At 37.4% G+C, this 24,361-nt stretch carries 19 protein-coding genes; 14 read left to right on the forward strand and 5 right to left on the reverse strand.

Translation table 11 applies throughout. The features are described 5' to 3' along the window. Positions 1-30: 30 nt before the first annotated feature. Both RCC89_12805 and uvsE read left to right on the forward strand, forming a co-directional pair. The gene (locus tag RCC89_12805) at positions 31-225 is read left to right on the forward strand and encodes a cold-shock protein (GenBank protein ID WMJ74036.1); all 195 of its coding nucleotides are present in this window, start codon (positions 31-33) and stop codon (positions 223-225) included. Positions 226-657: 432 nt separating this feature from the next. Next, positions 658-1,413, forward strand: coding sequence for a UV DNA damage repair endonuclease UvsE (gene uvsE, locus RCC89_12810; GenBank protein ID WMJ74037.1), 756 nt, complete (start codon positions 658-660; stop codon positions 1,411-1,413). Positions 1,414-1,679: 266 nt separating this feature from the next. On the opposite strand, the gene RCC89_12815 is transcribed toward uvsE, so the two are convergent. Beyond that, positions 1,680-3,287, reverse strand: coding sequence for a PAS domain-containing sensor histidine kinase (locus RCC89_12815; GenBank protein ID WMJ74038.1), 1,608 nt, complete (start codon positions 3,285-3,287; stop codon positions 1,680-1,682). A gap of 174 nt (positions 3,288-3,461) precedes the next feature. On the opposite strand from RCC89_12815, the gene RCC89_12820 reads away from it, so the two are divergent. The 8 genes from RCC89_12820 to RCC89_12855 all read left to right on the forward strand — a co-directional run bounded on the left by RCC89_12820 (position 3,462) and on the right by RCC89_12855 (position 11,597). Continuing rightward, positions 3,462-3,791: a metalloregulator ArsR/SmtB family transcription factor gene (locus RCC89_12820; GenBank protein ID WMJ74039.1), complete on the forward strand. Its 330-nt coding sequence runs from the start codon at positions 3,462-3,464 to the stop codon at positions 3,789-3,791. 55 nt (positions 3,792-3,846) lie between these two features. Next, positions 3,847-4,485 carry a protein-tyrosine-phosphatase gene (locus tag RCC89_12825; protein ID WMJ74040.1) on the forward strand — a complete coding sequence of 213 codons (639 nt, stop codon included), beginning with the start codon at positions 3,847-3,849 and terminating at the stop codon, positions 4,483-4,485. Further along, complete coding sequence (gene arsB, locus RCC89_12830) at positions 4,486-5,517, forward strand: ACR3 family arsenite efflux transporter (protein WMJ74041.1); 1,032 nt, start codon at positions 4,486-4,488, stop codon at positions 5,515-5,517. A gap of 16 nt (positions 5,518-5,533) precedes the next feature. After that, complete coding sequence (locus RCC89_12835; GenBank protein ID WMJ74042.1) at positions 5,534-5,992, forward strand: DUF6428 family protein; 459 nt, start codon at positions 5,534-5,536, stop codon at positions 5,990-5,992. A 468-nt stretch (positions 5,993-6,460) separates the two neighbouring features. Next, on the forward strand, positions 6,461-8,566 hold the full coding sequence (locus RCC89_12840; protein WMJ74043.1) for a CHASE domain-containing protein: 2,106 nt from the start codon (positions 6,461-6,463) through the stop codon (positions 8,564-8,566). Between the two features lie 49 nt (positions 8,567-8,615). Then, complete coding sequence (locus tag RCC89_12845; GenBank protein WMJ74044.1) at positions 8,616-10,049, forward strand: nicotinate phosphoribosyltransferase; 1,434 nt, start codon at positions 8,616-8,618, stop codon at positions 10,047-10,049. Continuing rightward, entirely contained in the window at positions 10,027-10,581 is a 555-nt protein-coding gene (locus tag RCC89_12850; GenBank protein WMJ74045.1) for a nicotinamidase, read from the forward strand. The genes RCC89_12845 and RCC89_12850 overlap by 23 nt, the downstream gene beginning before the upstream one ends. Positions 10,582-10,604: 23 nt before the next feature. Continuing rightward, positions 10,605-11,597 carry a ribose-phosphate pyrophosphokinase gene (locus RCC89_12855; GenBank protein ID WMJ74046.1) on the forward strand — a complete coding sequence of 331 codons (993 nt, stop codon included), beginning with the start codon at positions 10,605-10,607 and terminating at the stop codon, positions 11,595-11,597. Here RCC89_12855 and RCC89_12860 read toward each other — a convergent pair. Next, on the reverse strand, positions 11,581-12,615 hold the full coding sequence (locus tag RCC89_12860) for a hypothetical protein (protein ID WMJ74047.1): 1,035 nt from the start codon (positions 12,613-12,615) through the stop codon (positions 11,581-11,583). The genes RCC89_12855 and RCC89_12860 overlap by 17 nt on opposite strands. A 311-nt stretch (positions 12,616-12,926) precedes the next feature. Between RCC89_12860 and RCC89_12865 the strand changes: the two genes are divergently transcribed. From RCC89_12865 to RCC89_12875, 3 genes are all read left to right on the forward strand, one after another. Beyond that, complete coding sequence (locus tag RCC89_12865; protein WMJ74048.1) at positions 12,927-16,922, forward strand: response regulator; 3,996 nt, start codon at positions 12,927-12,929, stop codon at positions 16,920-16,922. Positions 16,923-16,928: 6 nt separating this feature from the next. Continuing rightward, positions 16,929-17,747 (forward strand): protein-glutamate O-methyltransferase CheR, encoded by an 819-nt coding sequence (locus RCC89_12870; protein WMJ74049.1) that lies wholly within the window; start codon positions 16,929-16,931, stop codon positions 17,745-17,747. 95 nt (positions 17,748-17,842) lie between these two features. Next, entirely contained in the window at positions 17,843-19,336 is a 1,494-nt protein-coding gene (locus RCC89_12875; protein WMJ74050.1) for a ferredoxin reductase family protein, read from the forward strand. A 57-nt stretch (positions 19,337-19,393) separates the two neighbouring features. Here RCC89_12875 and RCC89_12880 read toward each other — a convergent pair whose 3' ends face one another. The 3 genes from RCC89_12880 to RCC89_12890 form a co-directional block, all read right to left on the reverse strand. Then, a complete protein-coding gene (locus RCC89_12880) occupies positions 19,394-19,552 on the reverse strand; it encodes a hypothetical protein (GenBank protein WMJ74051.1) in 159 nt (52 codons plus the stop codon). Between the two features lie 77 nt (positions 19,553-19,629). Beyond that, on the reverse strand, positions 19,630-21,045 hold the full coding sequence (gene glgP / locus RCC89_12885; GenBank protein ID WMJ74052.1) for an alpha-glucan family phosphorylase: 1,416 nt from the start codon (positions 21,043-21,045) through the stop codon (positions 19,630-19,632). Between the two features lie 168 nt (positions 21,046-21,213). Continuing rightward, positions 21,214-22,830 carry a T9SS type A sorting domain-containing protein gene (locus RCC89_12890; GenBank protein WMJ74053.1) on the reverse strand — a complete coding sequence of 539 codons (1,617 nt, stop codon included), beginning with the start codon at positions 22,828-22,830 and terminating at the stop codon, positions 21,214-21,216. A 222-nt stretch (positions 22,831-23,052) separates the two neighbouring features. On the opposite strand from RCC89_12890, the gene RCC89_12895 reads away from it, so the two are divergent. Next, positions 23,053-24,018 carry a bile acid:sodium symporter family protein gene (locus tag RCC89_12895; protein ID WMJ74054.1) on the forward strand — a complete coding sequence of 322 codons (966 nt, stop codon included), beginning with the start codon at positions 23,053-23,055 and terminating at the stop codon, positions 24,016-24,018. The last annotated feature ends 343 nt before the right edge of the window (positions 24,019-24,361 follow it).

Consider the following 24,361-nt stretch of genomic DNA (forward strand, 5'->3'; position numbering starts at 1 on the left):
TACCTTGTATTCATTATATAATATAACAAAATGCAAAAAGGTACAGTAAAGTTTTTTAATGAGACCAAAGGTTTTGGATTCATTAAACCAGAAATTGAAGGTGAAGACATCTTCGTTCACTCTTCAGGATTAACAGAAATAATCCGTGAAAATGACAAAGTTCAGTTTGAAGTTGAGAGAGGCAGAAAAGGAATGAACGCAGTCAATGTTGAATTAGCAGATTAAGATTTTTATATAATTAACATATATAAGTAATTTTAAGTCTTTTAAACAGGAGCCACCTCTACAGGGTGGCTCTTTTGTTTTGCTCATTTCGTACCTAACCGAAAAACCTCCACCTGTATCTTCCGCAGGCCCCCATATTTTAAATTTCTTTAAGAGGCAGGAACAAGAGGTAAACATTTTTTTCTATCATTCGTTGTTATATTAAAGGCATTCAAAAAGAGGACGAGAAGTTGGTAGCGGTGTTGGTTTTGTGAAGTTGGTGTGATGAAGTTTGAATGCAGAGGGGGTGAATAGGATGGATAGTTATAAATTAAGTTTAACATGTAAAAAAGGCAGGCCTGTAAGTCTGCCTTTTTTGTTTTTCTAGACAGAGCTAAAACAGAATAAGAAAGCCGCAAAAAACTGTTTTCCAGTCATGCTTGTTCATTAAGTATGAACACAGGATATGCTTGCATCAACCTAACATTGGCAGGACAAAATATTAAGGTCAATAAGTCCATGGTAAAAAGGACCTTTACCAACAAAGGGCTAAGCTATGCATCAGAAATAGCTACAAAGAATATCAAAGCATTAGATCAGGTCATTGACTGGAATATCGAACACGATATCAAGCTTTACAGAATGAGTAGCGATATGTTTCCCTGGATGAGCGAGTATGAACTTCCTGATCTCCCAGACTATTCTTCCATTAAGAGCATTCTAGAAAGAGTAGGGAAAAAGGCAAAATACCATAAATTACGGCTTACATACCATCCAGGCCCTTTTAATGTACTTGCTACTTCGAATGAAAGGGTATTACAGAATACTTTGAAAGAATTACGACAACATGGGGAAGTGATGGATATGATCGGATTGCCAATATCGCCTTATGCCAATATTCATGTAGGCGGCGCTTATGGCAACAAAGAAGCAGCAATAAAAAGGTTTGCAGAAAACTGTTCAAAATTGCCTTTTTCTGCCAGAAGCCGACTGACGGTAGAGAATGATGATAGGGCGAACCTATTTTCCATAAAAGATTTACAGGAAATTCATTTCTTAACCGGCATCCCATTGGTATTTGATTACTTGCATCACACATTTTGCACAGGAGGGTTATCAGAAGAGGAAGCTATGCTAATGGCTTACGGTACTTGGCCGGAAAATATAAAACCGGTTGTCCATTACTCTAGCTCCAAAAAACTATTTTAAGACCCTACTGCACCAGCACAAGCACACGCTGATTATATATATGAACACATCAATACCTATGGTAAAAATGTAGACCTTATGCTAGAGGCCAAAGCTAAAGAATTGGCTATAGCACAGTATGCCAAAGATTATTTGCAGCAAACCAAATAAGCTTCCTAAATTTGATTCCTGCTACCTTGAAAAAAAAGCTGGTTATAGCAGATTAGCGCTTCATTTTTGATAAATTTAAGGGCAAGTGTTTGGTAAGGCAGGCCTTTCATTCTGCCTTATTTGCCTTCTTCCTCAATACCCAAAATAGGGAAGTATAATTTAAACGTAGAACCTTTTCCCACTTCGCTATCCACCTCTACTTTACCATTACTATTTTCCATAATCCGCTTTACAATATATAATCCAATACCAGATCCTTCAACATGCGAATGCAACCTTTTGAACATGCCAAAAAGTTTATCTCTCTGACTGTTGTCAAAACCTATTCCATTATCTGCTATGGTCAGGGTAATGTAATTACCTTCTTTACCAGTAGAGATTGTAATTTCAGGATTCCTGTCGGGGTGGTGGTATTTTATAGCATTATTTACCAAATTATAGAACACGCTCCTAAAGTTTTTCTTCGAAAATGCCACAAAGTTCTCTGCAAGGTTAGCTTGAATAACAGCAGAGTGTGTTGCTATTTGGTCTTTATGGTTCTCTTTGAATTCTTCAAGGACTTCACTAATATCAATGGTAGTAAGGTCTTTATTGACATTTTTCTGCACCCTACTTATATCAGTAAGGTCATCAATGGTAGTTTTTAACCTGGCAACCGATGTATTTAACATCATAAAGAGCGTATTTACTTCAGTGGAGCAAACATCTTTCGCTTCACCATAGATCGTATTCAGCAAGCCCTCCATATTAGAAATAGGCGCTCTTAGATCGTGAGATGCAGTGTAAATAAAATTGTCTAGGTCATTATTAATTCTTTTTAAATCGATGTTAGCCGCTTCCAACTCCTTTGCCTGTACTTTCTGATCGTGGATGTCTGTACAAGTACCAAACCATTTAGTGACCTTCCCATTTTTATTTTTCATTGGGATACCTTTGGCCAAAAACCATCTATAAGCTCCAGAAGCATTTCTCAAACAAAACTCTGTTTGAAACTCTACCTCTTCTTGCACACAGGTTCTCCATTTTTCTATCGCGTATTCAACATGGTCAGGGTGGATAGCTTCTGACCATCCACTACCTTTTGCTTTTTCAAGTGATTGCCCAGTATATTGTAGCCACCTTTTATTCAAATACTCAAACTGTCCATCAGCATCCGTAGTCCATACTAATTGAGGAATTGTATCTGACAAAAACTCAAACTCTTCAGCTTTTTTTAGAGATTCTTCCGTACGCTGCTTAACCCGGTTTTCTAAGTCGGCATTTAGGTCTTTCAAGATTTGTTCCGTCTTAGAAAGTTCTTCATTGGACTTAAGTAAACTTTCCTGATTAGTCAAAAGCTCTTCGTTCACTTGTTTCCATTTCTCTGTACTGGGTATCACTAATATTTTGGGCGTAATTTTAACTAGCATGATAGCAGTGCCAATAGAAGCTAGTGCCGTAATGACCCGAATACTCGCATCAGCAACATAATAAGGTTTCCAAATATTAATGACATCGAACACATGTGTAGTGCCACAGCCTAAAATAAAAACAGCAAATAGCACCCCCATCCAGATGTACTTAAAATCTCGTCTTTTTCTAACAATATGTACAAGCATGAAAGGGATAATGAAATAAGCAAGAGCAATAATAGAATCACTCACTGCATGAGTCCAGACAATTCCAGGCTCCCAAAAATAACAATGCCCGTGGGGCATAAAATCTCTATGAAATGTATGATCCATGAAAAAAATAAAAACAAAGGAACGTTAAAACTCAATGTAAGCTAAATTGTTTAACACAAATTAATATACAGCAAAAAAAATAGACAGTTACACATTCATGTCGCTGACAAAACAAAAAAATATTTTCATATAATGGTCTAATAAAGAAAATCAATCGTTATATTGCAATAAAATATGGGAGTCACGAAGAAAGAACTATTTTCAACTGCACAGAACAACCTCAGCACTATAGCTAAGGTTCTTGGCCACCCTGCTCGTGTAGCAATTGTGGAGTATTTGGTACAATGTAAACAATGTATCACCGGTGATATTGTTCAAGAAACAGGTTTAGCACAGGCAACTATTAGCCAGCACCTGAGAGAACTAAAAAATATTGGTATCATTAAAGGGAGTATAGAAGGAACATCTGTCTGCTACTGTATCGATGAAAAAAAGTGGGATGAGATCAAAAAACTCTTTACTGACTTTTTTGATAAATACCCCCAAAAGAATACATGTTGTTAGCAGTTTTTATAATCGCTATATTGCAATATTTTAAATTAATTCACTTGATCAAATAATGAAAAACAGTCCTGCATTTTTTTCTCCATTGCAAAACTATATCGATGAAATAAAACAATCTTATGATTCTATTTCTAACGAAAGGTCTAATGCCATTAAAGATTTAGCCACTCATATAGACCACAGCATTCAAAGTGGGGGTAATGTAAAGCTGAATTTTATATGCACGCACAATAGCCGTAGGAGCCATTTAGGTCAAATTTGGTCGGCTACTGCTGCGGCTTATCACGGCATTCAAAATATCTTAACATATTCGGGCGGTACTGAAACAACTGCTTTTAATCCGCGGGCTGTTGACGCTATTAAGCGTGCTGGTTTTCATATAGAGAACCCTGGCGGCAACAACCCGATCTATAAAGTATATATGGGGCAAAACATCCCTCCAATGGAATGCTTTTCTAAAATTTATAATGACAAGTTTAACCCTAGCAAAAACTTTATAGCTGTGATGACTTGTTCAGACGCAGACAAAAACTGCCCGATAATACCTGGGGCAATTTTAAGATTTCCCCTCAGGTACAAAGATCCTAAAGAAGCAGATAATACCCCAATGGAGCAAGAAAGGTATGATGAACGTTGTAGACAGATTGCCACTGAAATGTTTTACCTTATGTCAATAATCAAAAATAAGAAATAAATGGAAGGGAAATCTGAGGGAATAGGCTTTTTTGAAAGGTACCTGACTGTTTGGGTGCTTTTGTGTATAGTAGGTGGCATTGTGATTGGCCACTATACAGGAGAGGATATAGAAATCATATCAACACTAGAGGTATATCACGTAAATATCCCTGTTGCCATCCTGGTTTGGATGATGATCTATCCCATGATGGTACAGGTAGATTTTAGTTCACTGAAAAAGGCCGGTAGCAACATTAAAGGTTTAAGTTTAACAGTCATCGTGAACTGGTTGATCAAACCTTTTAGTATGGCATTTTTTGCTTGGTTGTTTTTTGATAATTTATATCAAGCATGGATTACACCCCAGCAAGCAAACGAATATATAGCAGGTGCCATTATTTTAGGGGCTGCCCCTTGCACTGCCATGGTTTTTGTATGGTCTTATCTGTCATCAGGAGACGCAAATTACACTTTGGTTCAAGTATCAATAAATGACTTGATTTTATTGGTAGCATTTATACCTATTGTCCAACTGCTTCTCGGCATTACAGACTTTCAGATTCCTTATGGTGTACTCGTTACCTCTGTTTTGGTATTTGTAGTAATTCCCTTGTTGGCAGGCTACTTGACCAATCAGTGGATCCTGAAAACGAAAGGGGAGGAGTTCTTGAAAGGCAAGTTTTTGCCAGGCTTAAAGCCATTTTCAATAGTTGCCTTGCTTACTACACTGGTATTGCTGTTTGCTTTCCAAGGGAGTCAAATTGTAGATCAGCCTATTAATATCCTGTTAATAGCCATTCCGCTGACCACTCAAACTTACTTCATATTCTTTTTGACCTGGTTTTCTGGACGTTTTTTAAAACTTCCTTACCGAATTTGTGCGCCTGCTTCTATGATTGGTGCGAGCAATTTCTTCGAGCTAGCTGTAGCTGTGGCAATCGCTCTTTTTGGTTTAAACTCAGGTGCTTCGTTGGCCACTGTAGTAGGTGTATTGATAGAAGTACCAATTATGCTATCCTTAGTGCAATTAGCTAAAAAGTGGAAATATTAACCGACCCCTATATTTTATGAAACTAAGCCAACTAAAAGAACATTTGACTGATTTAAAAAAGGTAAACTTTAAACTACCGGATGGTACTATAGTTCCTGATCATTTTCATGTAACTGAAATAGGCCAAATAGACAAAAAGTATATTGACTGTGGTGGCACAATAAGAAATGAATCCGTAATTAGTTTTCAATTATGGCATTCCGTTGATTACAATCACCGTTTAAGCGCTGAAAAACTCTTGAGAATAATTACACTAGCAGAAAGAGAACTAAAAATCGAAGATCATGAAATTGAGTTAGAGTATCAGACAGACTCTATTACCAAATTTGGGATTAGTTTTGACGGAGAGCTTTTCCATCTCGAGCGATTACACACCACATGTTTAGCTCAGGACAAATGTAATATCCCTTCAGAAACCAATATAAAACACCAGCAGGATCAAACTTCGTGCACCCCTGGTGGAGGCTGTTGTTAATCCAGAAAACAAATCTTTGCTAATGCTTAAACAGAGCTCTACAGATCCATGGGCTTGAAAAGGATATATAATTAAAGTAGGTTGTGCGCTTGTGGCTAGCCCAAAATAAGTATTGGACTAAAAGTTTATCAATTTACTGTACAAGGAAAATAAGAAATAACCGAAAAACTCTTGCACCTATAGCTCATAATTTTTATACAAATATGAACAGATCAGTATTTTGGGCGTTTTTCATCGCGCCCTAATGCCTTACAATCAAAGTATTCCAATACGTCTTCATGTAAGGCCATGCGTATCTTGCACACTTGTGACTTTTTCAGCAGACCCTAATTAATAAGAAAATCTTATATATTTTTATGTTCCAAACATATTGGAACGTTAAGGACTAAGTATTTTTTAATCTATTGTTTTCTTTAAACAGTTTTAAGACTTACCTGTTTAACTGTTATCTAACACAGATAGCATTAAATGAATACGATCTTGGGCAATGTTCTAAAAACCGATTTTTTGCCTTCATTTTCTTCAATAATAGTTTTATTGATCACCCTTTTTAGTTTCTGGTACCTGCAGAGTGTAAGGGACGAAAGACGCAATGTCTTTTTCCAAGAAAGATCTGACAGAGCTGAAATGGTAGTCGAGAAAAGAATGATTGATTACAACCAGATATTGTTGGGAGCTAAAGGGTTCATTGAAGAGTCTGATACCGTTACCCATGAGGAGTGGAGAAACTATTACAAAACCTTAGATGTCAACGAAAACTACCCAGGCATTCAAGGGATAGGCCATTCCATTTTCATTGCTCCTGATGAACTTGAGGACCACATCCGGTTTATGAGACATGAAGGAGGTTTTTCAAACTATAAGATCACTCCAAAAGACGAAAGGTCGGTATATACCTCAATCATTTACCTTGAACCTCTCACTCTGGCCAACCAAAGGGCTATTGGGTATGATATGTTTAGCGAGCCTGTCAGGAGAGAAGCCATGAAAAGGGCTCGCGACAGTGGAACGTCCGCTTTATCAGGCAAGGTTACTTTGGTGCAAGAAGCCGGTGCTGATATACAACCTGGATTTTTATTATATGTACCAGTCTATGAGAACGAGGGGAGGGTAATTACCAATGTAAGTGAAAGAAGGGCAAAAACTATGGGATATGTTTACAGCCCATTCCGTGCATTTGACCTTTTCAATGCTATTTTGATGGACAGGTTTCAGGAGCTTTCTATTCAGATTTATGATGGAGAAAATATTAATGATGACGCCTTGCTATATCAAAAAAAATACGAAGAAGCTGGCGTAACTAATTCAACAGAGGATCTGGAAAAAATTAGCCAACTTCAAATCTATGGGAGTACTTGGACTATCAGGTATGCTTCCGCCGGCTTCATGTCAAGATCAGAGCAAAATCTTCCATATTTCGTTTTATTCGGAGGAATTGCTTTTAGCATTTTAATTTTTTTTATAATGGTGTTCCATGGAAGATCTCAAATAGCCAAACGAGCTGCCATGGAATCTGTGGCTGCTCGCAACTTTATTATTGAAGCCATGCCAGAAAAAGTTTCGTTGACAGACAAGCAAGGTAACTTTACTTATGTCAACAAAAAATGGAAGAATTATACAGGATTACCATCCGAAGGCTTTACTTTTTCTAACCTAAAGTCCATTGTGCACCCCGATGACAGAGACAAAACAGAAAGCATTTACAAAGAATGCTATGCTTCTGGCAAAAGCTTTACAATTGAACACCGGTTAAAAAGAAAAGATGGGGTATACAGGTGGCATTTAACCTTGGTAACTGCCCGTAAGGACAAATCAGGCAATCTGATATCGTGGATGGCCACCCATATTGATATCCATGAACAAAAATCTCAGATGGAGGAACTGAAAAAAACAAACTCAGATCTCGACAATTTCGTCTATACAGCCTCTCATGATTTACGTGCTCCTATTTCAAATATGGAAGGATTGCTCCATACTGTTTATGATGAAACAAAAGAGCAGTGCAGCAGTGACGTAACTGTGCTGTTTGACATGATCAATGTATCTATACAAAGATTGAAAAATACTATTTCAGATCTTACAGAAATTAGCCGTATTCAAAGAGAATACGAAAACCAAGAGGAGAAAGTAAATATACAAATGATCCTAGATGAGTTCAAACAAGATCATAAAGATTTAATAGAACAAAACAATGCAACCATTACTACAGATTTACCAATTCAGGAAATAAGGTTTTCAAGAAAACATTTCCGTAGCATTTTATACAACCTGGTAAGTAATGCCATTAAATATAGTAGTCCAGACAGAGATCCTAAAGTTTTTATAAGGACAGAACAAACCAATGGCAATTTCATATTATCTGTATCCGACAACGGCCTGGGCCTAACAGAAGAACAAGAAGAAAAGATCTTTGACATGTTCAAGAGGTTACATACCCATGTAGAAGGCACGGGCATCGGCCTTTACATTGTAAAAAGAATTGTTGAAAATGCAGAAGGAAAAATTGAGGTAAACAGCAAAGCAGGAGAAGGTACTGAATTTAAGATAACTTTACCTCTAAACTCTACTGATTAAAGCAGCCGTTTAAAAGCAAACATTTTACCTTTCTTTTTATTAGAAAGGTATGGCTTATTTAGACAAACACTTGGGGCTGTACACAGACCTATATGAACTAAAAATGGCTCAGGCCTTTCTACTAGATGGAAAAGGAAACTGCCAAGCAAGCTTTGACTATTTCTTTAGGAAAACTCCTTTTTCAAGCCCTTTTGTAGTATTCTCCGGCCTATCGGAACTTCTTGAATCTTTACAAAATTTAGCTTTTTCCAATGATGACATAAACTACCTCAAAAACATAGGGTTCGATGAAAGGTTTTTGGAATACCTAAGCCATTTTTCTTTTAAAGGAGAAGTCTGTGCAGCTACAGAAGGTGACATTGTTTTTCCGTATGAACCTATCATAACTATAAAGGGAAATATTGTAGAAGCCCAATTAATTGAAACCCTATTATTAAATATCATAAATTTCGAGTCACTTATTGCCACCAAAGCTTTTCGAATAAAACAAGCTGCCGGAAATAAACAAGTCATTGATTTTGGCCTTAGAAGAGCCCAAGGGCTAGGAGGGATCCATGGTTCCAAAGCGTCCGTTGCGGGCGGAGCGAACAGCACATCCAATGTTTACAGTGCATTCCTGTTCGACCTTGTACCATCTGGTACTATGGCACATTCTTTTGTTCAAAGCTATGAAAATGAACTTGAAGCATTTCGTGTATTTGCAGAAAACTGGCCAGACAAATGTGTTTTGCTTGTAGATACCTATGACACACTTCGCATGGGAATGCCGGCTGCCATTACAATAGCAAAAGAAATGGAACAAAAAGGTCAAAAGCTCTACGGCATAAGACTCGATAGTGGAGATTTAAACTCCTTAAGCAAGGAAGCAAGAAAAATGCTTGACGAGGCTGGTTTACCATATGTCAAAATTGTTGCATCTAGTCAACTTGATGAGGAGGTCATACACCAACTAGAAAACTCAAAAGCTCCAATAGACGCTTATGGAGTAGGTACAAGTATGATCACAGGAAAAGATAGTGGCGCACTGGATGGCGTTTATAAGCTTTCATATTTTGATGGCAAGCCTAGACTGAAAATATCCGAAGACTTTAACAAAATTATACTTCCTGGTTATAAAAAAGTGATACGAACAAGCGACTATAATGGAATCTTTTTTGCGGACATCATAGCCATGGAGAATGAAAATTTAACAGAAGAGGTATATGACCTTTTTGAAAAAGACAGAAAGTTTACGGTTAAGGTTTCCCAGTCAGAGCCTTTGCTGTCAAAAGTAATGGACGACGGAAAAATACTTGTAGAAAGCAAGGCCCCATACACGAAGGCTCAATACACAAACACCAGGTTTCAAAGATTTAGCAAAGAAAAAATAACATATCTCAACTTTCCAGATTATAATATTTGGGCCACCAGTGGACTCATTCATTTACGATCAAACATTGTCAACCAATTAAAAAGTAAATATGAGAGCTTTACTTATAGTTGATGTTCAAAATGATTTCTGTCCAGGAGGTAGCGTTCCAGCACCTGAGGGAGACAAAATCATACCGGTCATTAATAAACTTACAGAAAGGTTTCCTTTGGTAGTAGCCTCCAAGGATTGGCACCCAGCTGATACTGTACATTTCAAAAAGTGGCCTGCTCATTGTGTCAAAAACACACAAGGTGCAGCTTTTCATCCAAAGCTTGAGACAGGCATCATTGATAAGGTTTTTCTCAAAGGAACCGACAACCGCGATGATGGGTATTCTGCATTTGAAGCAACTAATGAAGATTTAGAAGGCTACCTTAAAAAAAAAGGAGTAAATGAACTCTACATTACCGGGCTTACTACCGAATACTGTGTTTTTAATTCTGCCTTAGATGCAGTAAACAAAGGTTTCCAAACTTATGTAATAGAAGATGCGGTAGAGGGCGTAAAGAAAAAAGAAGGAGATGAGGAAAAAGCTTTTTCGGAAATGAGGCAGAACAACATCGAAATTGTAACATCTGATAAGGTATACGAAAAAGTTGTTTAAGAACATCGACAAAAAACTAAGTTATGAAAACTAACCCTTTTTGTGTTTTTTCACTAAAATCAGGGAAATATTTTGCAGAAAAAACCGTGGCCGAAATCAATGTTCGATTGGCAGATCACGAAGAACGGGATTTTGAGGATGGAGAACACAAAATAAGGCCTATAGAAAATGTGCGAAATAAGGATGTTTATGTTGTCCAATCTTTGCACTCAGACCCTGAAATGAGTGTCAATGACAAATTGTGCAGGCTGATGTTTTTTATCGGCGCTTTAAAAGAATCTTCTGCAGCCAAGGTAACAGCCATTATCCCTTACCTGTGTTATGCCAGAAAGGACAGGAAAACCAAACAAAGAGACCCTGTTACCACCAAATACGTTGCTCGTTTGCTAGAAACTTCCGGCGTCGACCATGTAGTGACCCTAGACGTTCATAACCTACAGGCATTCCAAAACTCCTTCAGGTGCTACACAGACCACCTTGAAGCCAAAGCGCTCTTTGCTTGTTATGTAAAGAACAACATTAAAGAAAGTGATGTAGTGGTACTCTCACCTGATGCTGGCGGCATGAAACGCGCAGAAGCATTCAGTGAAGTTTTGAGCAAAAGTATCGGTACATATGTCCCCGTCACATTCATGGAAAAGAAGCGCAGCATGGGTGTTGTCAGTGGGAGTGCTTTGGTAGGCAATGTAGAAGGCAAGTCAGTCATTGTTATCGATGACCTCATCAGCAGCGGAACCACCTTGTCACGGGCGGCCGCTATGTGTAAAGAAGCAGGGGCCAAGCAAGTCTTAGCAATGGTAACGCATGGCGTTTTTGGCTCAAAAGCAAATGAAAATCTGAAAAACCCAGCACTAGACAAGCTCATTCTTACCAATTCTATTCCATTGCCCGAGAAACTAAACCCTGATTTGGTAAAGCAAAAAATTGTTGTGCTTGATGTGGCCCCTTTGATAGGAAGATGCATCCAATGTTTGCAAACAGGAGGCTCTGTAACAGAAATCATTGAAGAACTTTAGAAACCTTATCAGCGTATTCTGATGCTACTTCCAAATATCTAATGCCTTTGTGCTTCCATTTTTCTCTATGGTAATCATTAGGTTCCGTTATGTGTCTAAAACACAGTAAAGACCTTAATACAGCCCTTTTAGACTTATAAAAGTCAACTAAATGCGATGGAAAATAATCATGTGCTATAGACTGGTACTCCTGTAAAACTATATGGCCTGTCCAAGAGGCATTTAACATATCACATTCAAGAGAAAGATATGAAAGTTCTTCAGCAGGATCCAAGATCCGCAAATCTCTGTTAAATTCTAAACAGTCAATTACTTTTGGGCTTTGATTTACATAAATATGTTCAGGCCGCAAGTCTCCATGGGCTTCTACAACTTTCCCGACCCTTTTATGCAACACTTGGCTATTGTTATCTATATAAGCGGTAAGGGTGTTTTTTAAATGTATCAGAAGACTAGGTTTTACCTGAAAAAGTGGGTTTTCTAGCTCTTTAAGATTATTATCAATATCCCCAATTAGGTTATTCAAAAACTTTTCCGGTGTCAAATGTTCTTTTTCCTGCTTTAGATAAAAACTAGCTAAAAGTTGTGCCACAGGAAAAACTTCACACTTTTGTAACGTATTGTTTTGGATTTTATATTCCAACATAGATTTCTGAGGCAACCTTTTCATTTTTACCAACCACTCTACAGTAACTCCATGTCCTGAAAGTTGAAGTTGACCTTGGCTGTTGAGGGTCATTGGAATAACCCCTTCATAAACATCAGGTGCCAGCCGGCGGTTGAGTCGTACTTCCACCTCACAGTTATACTTCCTTTTCTCAAGGGTAGAAAAGTCCAGAAAACTGTACTTAACTGGCTTTTTCATCTTATATACATGTTTTTCAGTAAGAAAAACCCAAGACATATGTGTTTCATTCACAGTAATATCAGACCCTTTCTCTTCTTCTGGAAAGTTCTTGATATCTTTAAGAAACTCAACTTTACCTTTTGTGGGTATATGCTTTTCTTTTAAATCCATTAGAAGTGAATTTGAGCCTTACCTTCTAAGAGGTAACTGGCAATATTTGTTATTGGCATTCCATTAAACTGATAAAAACTCTAGGCAAAATATAGGACTTTTTAAAAGAATAATTACATATAAAACACCGAAAGTTATTGTATGAATTTCAATAACCTATACTTGTTTAATAAAGGTATCATCATAGTTTTAAACAATAAACAAATTAATGGGTATAAAAAGTGTTGTGAATTCACTTGTCAGTAATATAAAATAAAGTAGTTTTGTATTACATCTAAGTTGACAAACAGTAAGCCATTTTTCTATTTAAGATGATAAGAACTATTAACAACTTAAAAATCAGAAATAAGCTACTAATAATCCTGCTTATATTACTTATCCCTCTACTATATTTTGTTCTTCTTAAGGTAACAGATGAAGTAAAGCAAAACAACGAACTTAAAGAAGTTGTGTATAGGCTTCAGGAATCAGAAGTCCTTTCAGAGTATATCCACGAGTTTCAAAAAGAACGCGCCCGCATATTAGGAACTGGAAAAGGAGATAGCTCACTACTTGATGAAGCTATAAACCAAAGGATAAAAACGGATAATGCGGCAAAAAAACTAAAAGACTTCTATAAAGATGCTCCTTTTACAGAACTTTCTATGGTCAATGATTTGCAAAAATATAGAAATGACTATGATAAAGGCAAACTTGATATTGCTAGTTATCAAAATTACTCCAACCAACTACTGTTCACTTTTTTAGAAAAAATTAACGACAATGCCTTAGGGATTAGCAATGTTTCAGTAAGGTGGAAACTGGTCAGCTTTACCAATTTGGTTTCCTCTAAAGTTTATCTGGGCAAGGCAAGGAGTTCTATATTGACTGCTTATCTAGATCAAGAGTTTTCTTATGAAAGTTATGCTAGACTAGCCACACAAATGGCAGCCTTTGACAACTCTTTAAACACCTACTCAAAGTTCATTTCTGAACAAAGCCTGAACACACTCCACAGCCACTTAGAAAACAAAGGTTTTCCCGAAGTTCAGGTTTTTATGAAAGCATATGCACAAAAGCCCAAAGTTACCTTGCTTTCAGGTGATGCACTAGATGTGTTTAACAGTTTCACCTCTGTTGTGGAAGGTATAAGAGATCAAGAAAAACTCTTAATGAACGCAGTTTTAAAAGATGTTAATAATCTAAGTTCATCTAAAGAAACCCAACTAGCCACATTAATAGGGGTGGTTCTATTCATTATAGCAACAGGCCTATTTCTGTCATTATATATCATAAGAACAGTGTCAGGTTCTTTGTCGTCTTTGAGAGATGCGGCTGAAAAAGTTGCTGTAGGATCTACAGATATACAATTAAATTACAGATCAAGTGATGAAATTGGCACATTGGCAGACTCATTTAGAAAAGTAGTCAACAAAAACATTGCGCTGTCCAATGTTGCGCATGCCATCGGACAGGGTAAGTATGACACCAAAGTAGAGGTAGCCGGAAAGAAAGATTTGTTGAGCAATGCAATCAAAGAAATGCAGGTAAACCTCAAAAAATACAAAGAGGAAAGCCAGAAAAGAACTTATATAGTTGGTGGCGTTTCTGGACTCAACGACAACCTTTCTGGCTCTGACGACATGCACTCTTTAACGCAAAAAGTCATTGCCTATCTATGCTCTTATACAAATTCTCAAGTAGGGGTTTTATACTTAAAAAATGAAGCTGGTAATTTTGTACCAACTGCATCCTACGGAACCAAATGCGAAATCCATCAAATTACGTCTTTTAAAACTGGGGTTGGGTTGACAGGACAAGCCGCAGAAGAAGGCTCTTTAAGGATATTAAATGAAGTATCTGGTGAGCACCTAAAGGTTGAAACAGGAATATCTGAAATTTCCCCTGCCAATATACTTCTTTTACCACTTGTTTTCTCTAATAAAGTGAAGGGAATTGTGGAACTAGGCTCCAGAGAATTGTACGATGAAACAAAGATCGAATTCTTTAATTCCGTTTCTGAAAGGATAGCTATTGTTTTACAAACACTTCAGGCCCATCTGAAAACCCAGGAACTCTTATATGAAACACAAAACCAAGCAGAGGAGCTAGAGTCACAACAAGAAGAGTTAAGGCAATTAAACGCAGAACTTAAAACATCAGAAGAGGAACTAAGGGTAAGCCAAGAGGAACTACAAGAAAAAAATTCAGAGCTTGAAGAGAAAGCCCAACAACTTGAAGAACAGTTTGAAGCTGTAAATACAAAAAATCAGGCACTTGAAGATGCAAGAGAAGCTATTGAGCTTAAAGTAAAACAGGTAGAGTCTATAAGCAAATACAAGAGTCAGTTCTTAGCAAATATGTCGCACGAGCTAAGGACTCCACTCAACAGTATTTTGATTTTATCAAGGTTGCTGTCGGACAACAAGGCACAAAACCTCAACAGCAAGCAACTGGAACATGCTCAGATTATTCATAACTCCGGCACGGATCTCTTAAAATTAATCAATGAAATCCTAGACCTTTCAAAGATAGAGGCTGGTCAGGTAAAGCTTGAACAAGCAGAAGTTGACATTAAAGACATAAGGGTAGAAGAGTCATTTAAAGAACTGGCAAAAGAGAAAGGAATAAATTACATTGTTCAATATAGCAAAGACTTGCCGAACACCATATTTACCGATAAGTTTCGCCTAGAACAAATACTGCGTAATTTGTTAAGCAATGCCATAAAGTTTACCCAGAAAGGTGGTGATATTACATTCTCAGTGTATAAAGCTAAAGCCAATACGGCCTACCATTCTGAAGACTTGAAACAAAGCTCTGAAGTGCTAGCTTTTTCTGTTTCTGATACAGGAATAGGTATACCAATAGCAAAACAGGAAACAATCTTCGAAGCATTTAAACAAGCAGACGCTTCTACCACAAGAAAATATGGAGGAACAGGTCTCGGCCTCACCATCTGCAAAGAGCTAGCGCAGTTACTTGGAGGTGAAATACAAATTAACAGTGAAGAAGGACAGGGAAGTACTTTTACTTTACTCTTGCCTCAAAAAATAAAGGAAAAACACACAAGTCTCCCTTCAGTAGAACAGGAACCTATCTCCAAAACAGAGGAGTCTATTGTCCAAGTAATAGAGGAGCTTCCGTCAACAGATAAAAAAGAAACATCAATGCTAATTATTGAAGACGATAAAGGCTTCAATAGGATTTTGGCCGATTTTTCTAAAGCAAAACAATTCAAGGTATATCAAGCCTATACAGGAAAAGAAGGGCTAGACATAGCCCAGAAGCACCTTCCGGATGCAATACTGCTAGACATAAACTTACCGGACACTTCTGGTTGGGAAGTTCTTAAAGCAATAAGAGCAAACAAAAAGCTCAAGCATGTCAACATACATGTCATGTCTGCTTATGATAAAGAAGTGCAGAAAAAACAGTATCATAACGAAGACTATTTATCTAAACCTGTTACCCTAGAAATGCTAGATAAGGCCTTAAATAAGGTTCAAAACGGTTCTAAGCAATCTATCAATACTATTCTTATTGTAGAAGATAATGTGATAGAAAACAATGCCATAGGAGAACTCCTTTCATCAAGAAACATACAATCAATTGCGGCACATTCAGCCGAAGAAGCGGAAATAATATTAAAAAACAAGCCGATAGAAGGAATTATCCTGGACTTAAACTTGCCTGGAATGAATGGGTTTAACTGGATGAAAAAAATCCGTTCAGAAGAACATTTCCACAAGTTACCTATCATTGTTTACTCAGGCAAAGATTTAAACGAGGAAGACGAGGTGAAGATTAAGAAGTTTGCCAATACAATTATTATCAAAAATGAGTATTCATACCTTCGCTTATTGGATGAGGTACAATTGTTTTTGCACAAAGTAAACCAAAAACTTCCTATGGGCAGTGACTATAAAATGAAACTGCACGTACCTGAGGAGGTTATGGCAAACAAAAAAGTCCTTATTGTAGATGATGACATCAGAAATGTGTACTCCTTGTACAGCTTACTTGAAGCTCATGGAATGGAAATAGTTGTGGCCAGCGATGGTAAAGAAGCATTGGACAAACTTGAAAACAAAATAGATATTGTACTGATGGACATTATGATGCCAGAGATGGACGGCATTGAAGCTACAAAAAGGATAAGAAAGAATCCTCAATACAAAGATTTACCTATAATTGCCTTGACTGCCAAAGCCATGAAAGGCGACAGAGAGCAATGTATTGAAGCTGGGGCTTCTGATTATATAACTAAACCGGTAGATAATGAGAAGCTCCTTACATTAATGAGGGTATGGCTTTACGAAGGTTAAACACCAATGACTTTTGATGAAAAATTAGAGGACCTAATACAAAAGGTTCATCAAAAATACGGCTATGATTTTTCAGGGTATACCCGTTCTTCCTTTTCCAGAAGGGTCAGCAGGTTTTACCTAAGGAAAAATTATAAAGACATAGACGAGTTAGCGCAAGACATACTTTATGATGAGAAAGAGTTCACGTATTTTCTTCAGGAAATCACAGTCAATGTTACTGAAATGTTTCGTGATCCATCTTTCTTCCTGTCATTGCGCAAAAATGTTTTCCCTTTACTTTCCACATATCCTTATATCAAAATATGGGATGCGGGATGTTCTACAGGAGAAGAGCTTTTTTCACTAGCTATAATGCTTAAGGAAGAAAACTTGCTGCATAAAACAAAAATATATGCAACAGATATTAATCCTAAAGTACTTCAAACAGCCAAGGAGGGCATTTACCCTGTTTCAATGATAAAGGATACTACCAAAAACTACTACGAAAGTGGAGGTAAGGAATCTTTTTCAAAATACTATATTAGTAATTACGGGAGCATAAAATTCGATTCTGAGCTATTAGAAAATGTAATTTTTTACCCACACAACCTCGCCACAGATTCTTCCTTCAATGAATTCCAATTAATTATATGCAGAAATGTATTAATTTACTTTAATAAGGTATTACAAGACCGTGTTTTTAAACTGTTTAGCGATAGCTTGGTGGACTTGGGTTATCTTGGTTTGGGATTGAAAGAGACATTATACTTGTCACCTGTTCAAAAATCCTTTGAAGTGATCGACAAAGAAAACAAGATATACAGAAAGAATATCACCAAATAAACTACAGGTGCTTACTTTGAGTCAATTCTTTCTTGTTTTCATAATATAACAATAGACCCTCCTTGTTGTTTTCTCATAATACAGAAGATTTAACTATGGGTGACAATCAAGTATATTCTTCAGAAAAACGACAAATCTTATCCCTATTATTCCTGTCCATTTACGTAATAATAGGGGTTACCCCTTTGGTCATTGCGACCTTTACGCTTCCAAGAAGCCCACACAGCTTCTACAATGAATTTGCCAGAAGCTTAGCACTTATAGCTATAAGTTTATATATTTTTCAGCTCATCATTCCTCTGCGTTTCAAAATATTAGATAAAGTTTTCGGACTGGATCGGCTATTTATCTTTCACAGCAAAATGGGAGGCTTTATCCTTCTACTTATACTGGCACATCCAATTTTAATGAGTATTCATGCCGAAAATTGGCTCTTGCCTATTGATCCTGAAAACCCATGGAATTTATGGATAGGATTTGTAGCCATTATCCTATTACTCGCTCATGTACTTTTAAGTGTGTTCCGCAAAAAAATCAACCTTAGTTGGGAGACTTGGAGGGTTATCCATGATACACTTGCATTGACAGTTTTACTATTCATCCTCATACATTCATGGTTTACAGGCTCAGATGTTGACAACCCTATCATGCAAGCAATATGGATAGCTATACCAGTCATTGGAGTGCCACTATTTATATGGCATAGATGGTTTCGTTACAAAAATGAGCGGGTTTTTACAGTTGAAGACATTATACAAGAGGCGGAGGGCGTTCATACAGTCAAAATGAAACCCCAGGCTAATACTAAGTATGATTATTTACCTGGCCAATTCCATTTTATCCGTTTTTTTGGTGAGAACATATCTGATGAAGAACACCACTTTACCATATCATCCAGCCCGACACAAGATTTTGTGTCTTCATCAATTAAAAGCCTTGGAGATTTTACAGAAACTATAAAGCATATCAAAACAGGCGATAAGGCCATCATCAATGGCCCTTTTGGACAGTTTTCTTATGTCTATAATAACAAAAAAGATATTGTTTTTTTAGCTGGCGGAATAGGGATTACACCTATTATGAGCATGATCAGGCATATGAGAGACAGTGGCTTTAAAGGAAATGTTACATTACTTTATTCCAATATTCAAGAAGCAGACATTGCTTTTAGAGAAGAGCTTAAAGCAATTGAAGCTAATAACGACTTTCTCAAAGTAGTTTTTTTACTCCAAAAGGCGGATAAAGATTGGGAAGGAGAACAAGGAATAATTGACAAGTATGTGTTAGACCAATATCTCAAAAATGACTATTTAACTAAAGACTATTATATCTGTGGGCCTGCTCCCATGATAACATCCATAATAAACATACTCAAACAAAAAGGAGTAGATGCAAATCAGTTACATACTGAAATATTTGAACTTGCAGCTGATTTCGTTCCTGAAACGGGCAGATATAACAGTTTAAATAAAGCCATATATCTAATAGTTTCTATCTTCTTGGTGGTTTCCATCTTCTTTGGCGTATTACGGGGAGAAGAAATGCTGGAAAATCCAGTAGAAAGCCCAGAAGAGGTGGAGCGTCATTGACCTTTGTCAAAACAACTGCTTTTGGCAAAGGTCAATAAATAGTGCAGGAGCTTTACGTCAGTTTTGGTCTAGGTAATTATATAGCTTATCATAATACTCTTTAGCCATTCTTGAAGAATCGAATTCAGGAGCAACATCTTTGGCGCCAGCTTTCATTATACTTACCCATTTGCTTTTATTAGCATAGTAAATTGGAATAAGCTCCCTTTCTAGCACACTGATCAGTGCCTGGTTATCTTCTGTATCCTGCTGCTCTTGAGTGTGAAATTGATTTCCAGGAACAACAAAACCATTTATCCATGTTTGACAAACTCAGGGAACCATCCATCTGCAATGGAAAGATTTACAGTGCCATTCATAGCAGCACTCATGCCGCTGGTGCCTGAAGCCTCTCTAGAATAGCGTGGGGTATTGAGCCAAACATCCGCACCCCGTTTTAAAAGGGCTGACAGCTTCAGCTCGTAGCCTGTTAATACCGCACAGTTTTCAAAAGGATGTATTTGGTTTGCAATCTCATTGAAAAGGTGAATGCCTGAACTGTCTTCAGGATATGGTTTTCCTGCCCAAATAAACTGAACAGGATATTGACTTGAGGTAATTAAATTTAGAAAGTTTTCAAAATTCCTCATGATCAAATTGGCACGTTTATAACCTGCAAACCTACGTGCCCAAACCACCGTTAAAACATCGGGATGAAATAACTTACCTGTCTGATCGGCAACTACTTCAAAAAGGGCTTTTTTCATTTCCCTTTTGCGATTGAGGATTTCTGCTTCTGAGCCTTTTTCAAAAGCCTCTTCAAGTTTTTTATCAGCCCAATAGCTTTTGCTTTGAGCATTGGTTATAGAAATAATAGAGCAGGTGCCTTCATTACCTTTCCACATTTCATTAGCCACCTTTTCATGTATTTTACTAACAGCATTGGCAATCTTAGCAAACCTCAAACCGGTTAAAGTGTAATTTAAGTTTCCATAGGCAACTTTTGTGATTTCCTTTACTTCATGAAAGGGCACAGAATAAAAGAAGTTCATCTCATTGAGCAAATTTATATCATGCTCCTCATTACCCGCTGCTTCAGGAGTATGGGTGGTAAAGACTACCTTTCTTTTGACTTCTTCAAGATTGTGACACTTGGAATATAAATAAAACAAAAGGGGCAAAGGATGACCCTCGTTCATGTGATAAATATCGGTATTATCATGAAGGATATCCAGTAATTTGGCACCCCCTATGCCCAAGACAATAGACTGTGCAATTTTAGTAGCCTCATTGGGATCGTACAACCGATGCGTTATAGTTCTCGACAAATAATCGTTCTCAGGTATATCTGTAGAAAGTAAAAACAATGGGGCTGTGCCAAAAATATCAGGAGCGAGATAAAATGCTTTAACCATTACAGTATGGTCATGAACACTTACCGGAAATACTATGCCAGTATCCATCAAAAAGGAGTAGTCTTTTTTGATAAAATCAACACGCATCTGTTGGTTACTGTCTCTATTTTGATCGTAATACCCATGCTTATACAAAATGCCAATACCGATTAAATTTTGGTTCAGCTCGCCAGCACTACGCAAATGTGATCCCGCTAAAAAACCTAAGCCTCCTGAGTATATTTTAAGGCATTGGTCAATAGCAAACTCCATGGAAAAGTAAGCCACTTTTTTACCTTTGGCCTCTGGCTTTCTATAGTTAAAGTTAATGTTCACTTTGATGCTTTACTTTAATTTTCACTTATAATGTCAGCGCAAACTTAACTCTCGCCAAAGTATTTTTTTATGATTATTGAAAAGGTAGCTTATGAGCATAGTCATCAATTTTTAACAACCATTTGCTACTCCGTAAACCTCTAATAGACATTAAACTTGTATATTCGGTTAAAGCTTGGTAAACCTCCTTACTTCCATACCATTTTCAGAAAAAACTTTAAGCAAATATAAACCTGCCGATAAATGTGAAACATCAATACGAGCTTCTTTACCTTCCACCTCTATATTTTGCACAGATTTCCCATGATGAGATAAAATTTCCAAACCATGTATATGGTCTAACATAGTAATTGTTAGCACATCCTGTACAGGGTTAGGGTAAACTTTAATGGACATGGTTTCCTCTTTTAAGGTAGAAAGAGGAAGATGTTCGCACAATGTATTGTCATTCAAATTGACTTCAAAAAGGTCTTTATTTGGCAAATTTAACGTAAAGCACATGTTTCGGGAAAAGTTCGACATGGAATAAGAATGGCTGAAAGTAAACTCTTTAACTTCTCCTGGTTTAAGGCTTATATCCTCAAAGTCCTTCCCTGAATACCTTTGGCAACCATACCCCATACCTCCAACCCTATACATGACACCAAAAGCATTTACCTCTATAGACCCTGTATTTTCTACTTCTATAATTAATTCCGATCTAAGCCTATGTGGACGGCCTGGCTCCCCATACGGTAAATAACTCATTACTCTAGTTTCGCCTAAGGTAACATTATTCAAGGCTATATCAGGAAATTCAGGTAAAGTATTATCTTTATGAATACTTTGAGCATGTATAAAAAGTTGATTCAGAGAGTTTCCTATCATAAATAATTGCTCTGCAGAAGCAAGTAAACTTGTGGAATCAGACATAACCTTAAAGTTGTCAAAAACTTCAGGGGAGGAAAAGTCATTATTTAAACGAATAAATTTGTCTTCCGAAGCTTCCTTTTGCCTAAACCATACATAGTCTCCAGAAGTAGTAAAGGTTTCCACCGGCTCATTATAGCTGGCCAATATATTAAAAGAAGTGTCAAACAGAAACACACCCTCTGATGTCAAGACATAAATACTGTCACTTTTTAATTCAACTTGAAGAACTTCTGAAGTTTCAAAGTCATACTGACGAATAACATGTTCAGCAGAACTGTCCATAAGCACCAGTCCATCCTGAACTGAAAAAAGAATTTTATCATCGTCAATAAAATTCGCAGAAGTAAATACCTGGTCTAAACCCTTTTTCACCCAGTCCACCTCAAAGCTTTCGTTTACTTTAGCCATAAACAAGTCTCCTAGTAAAAAGACCTGGCCCGAAGGAGACACTGTCTGATGTTTGAAAGAAAGCGTGGTGTCACAATGGTCTTCAAAAACATCTATCTTATCTAAAACTTCCCCAGCAGGGTTTAACTTACTTAGTTCAAGATAATGTTCACTGCATGCAGTCCCGCAAGTGTAAATTGATGATCCAGTAGAATATATCAAATCTCCATGAACAGAAACGGCTGAAGAGAAATTGGTTGTCCACCTATGGTTTCCATCCATATCATAAGCAGCCAATTTAGAGAAATCCACTGTATTTGCGTTGTCTTTATGAGAAACCAGTACAAGAGAGTCTCCTAACAAAGTGGCAGTAAGCATTTCTGCCGTTTCGTGTTTTAACAATGCCCTAACCCAAGAATTCTCCTGCCCAAAAACAACCAAACTTGAAAAAACACTTATAAAAACAGTAGTAAAAATTTTCTTCACAATCTATAAAATTAACTTTGTAACACACGAATAAACACTATCGCAAAATAAACAAAACATTTTGCAAAACACGATACTACTTGACAAAATTGCTTTGAAATAAATAAAGGTTTAGGGCTTGCAAAGAATTTATTTATCTCTTACCTCTGGTAGTACAATTTTTTTAGGTAACTTCCGTCAAAGGTTTTTTACTAGTACCTATATTATCAGATTACGTTTATTATGAAATTCCTTAATGGGATTACCAATGCTTTTCCTATTATTATAATAGTAGCATCAGCGGCCTCTCTGTATAATCCGGAGCTTTTTGCTTGGTTTACCAATGACTATATTACCATTGGACTGGGCATTATCATGCTGGGGATGGGACTTACTTTAAAAACTACTGACTTCCTTCAGATATTCAGGATGCCACTTTGGGTGATTACAGGACTGGCGTTACAATTTGCAGTTATGCCATTTCTTGGATGGTTTCTTGCGCAGACTTTTAACCTTCCGCCATTTCTTGCCACAGGGTTAATATTGGTTTCCTGTTGTCCGGGAGGTACAGCTTCCAATGTAATTACCTACCTGAGCAGGGGGAATGTAGCACTCAGTGTTTGTTTGACCGCCTTTTCAACCCTTATGGCCATTGTGCTTACACCAGTTCTTACCGCTGTTCTTGCCGGGAGCAAAGTAGATGTGGATGCCGCCGGCCTTTTTCTGAACACCTTACAGGTAGTCCTCCTGCCAGTGACTGCCGGGGCTTTAATGAACCGGTTTCTGCCAGACTTTACCAAAAAAGCTGTTGCTTTTGCCCCACCAGTAGCAGTAATTTTTATCACCCTGATAGTGTCCAGTATCATAGGAGGGGGCAAGGAAATTATACTCGATTCAGCCCCAGGTTTGTTTATGGCAGTTATTCTTCTACACTTTTCAGGTTTTACGGCCGGATACCTTGTGTCAAAAATATTTCTCAAAAAAGAAGATGTTGCCAGAGCTATCGCCATAGAAGTAGGCATGCAAAATTCAGGATTAGGAGCGCTTTTGGCGAAAAAAAACTTCCCCGATCCCGCAACCGCTATACCCTCAGCACTCTCCAGCCTTACCCATTGTATTTTAGGAAGTGCTTTCGCATGGATAGCAAGAAAATTTCCGGTACAGGAGCAAGTAAAATTTACTGATAAAAAGGAAAGGGTGGGGGCATAATGTAAATTAACAACCATTGCCGGACCCGTTCCGGCATCTGTTGAAAGTTGCAGAAAAGTAGTTTTTAAATGACGTGTTTTTACGGATAATGCTACTTACAAACAGCCCCCCGCAACAGGTGCGGGGAGAGAGTTATAAAGTTTTCTTTTCTGCTTTATTTTACCCTATGCAAAATTCACCTGGTGACTTCCCCTAAAAAAACAAAAATAACCGCCCTTGCCGGACCCGTTCCGGCACCTGATAGTTGGCAGAAAAGTAGTTTTTAAATGACGTGTTTTTACGGATAATGCTACTTACAAACAGACCCCGCAACAGGTGCGGGGAGAGAGCTAAAATGTTTTCT

It is taken from the genome of Cytophagaceae bacterium ABcell3 (assembly GCA_030913385.1).
Lineage (GTDB): Bacteria > Bacteroidota > Bacteroidia > Cytophagales > Cytophagaceae > ABcell3.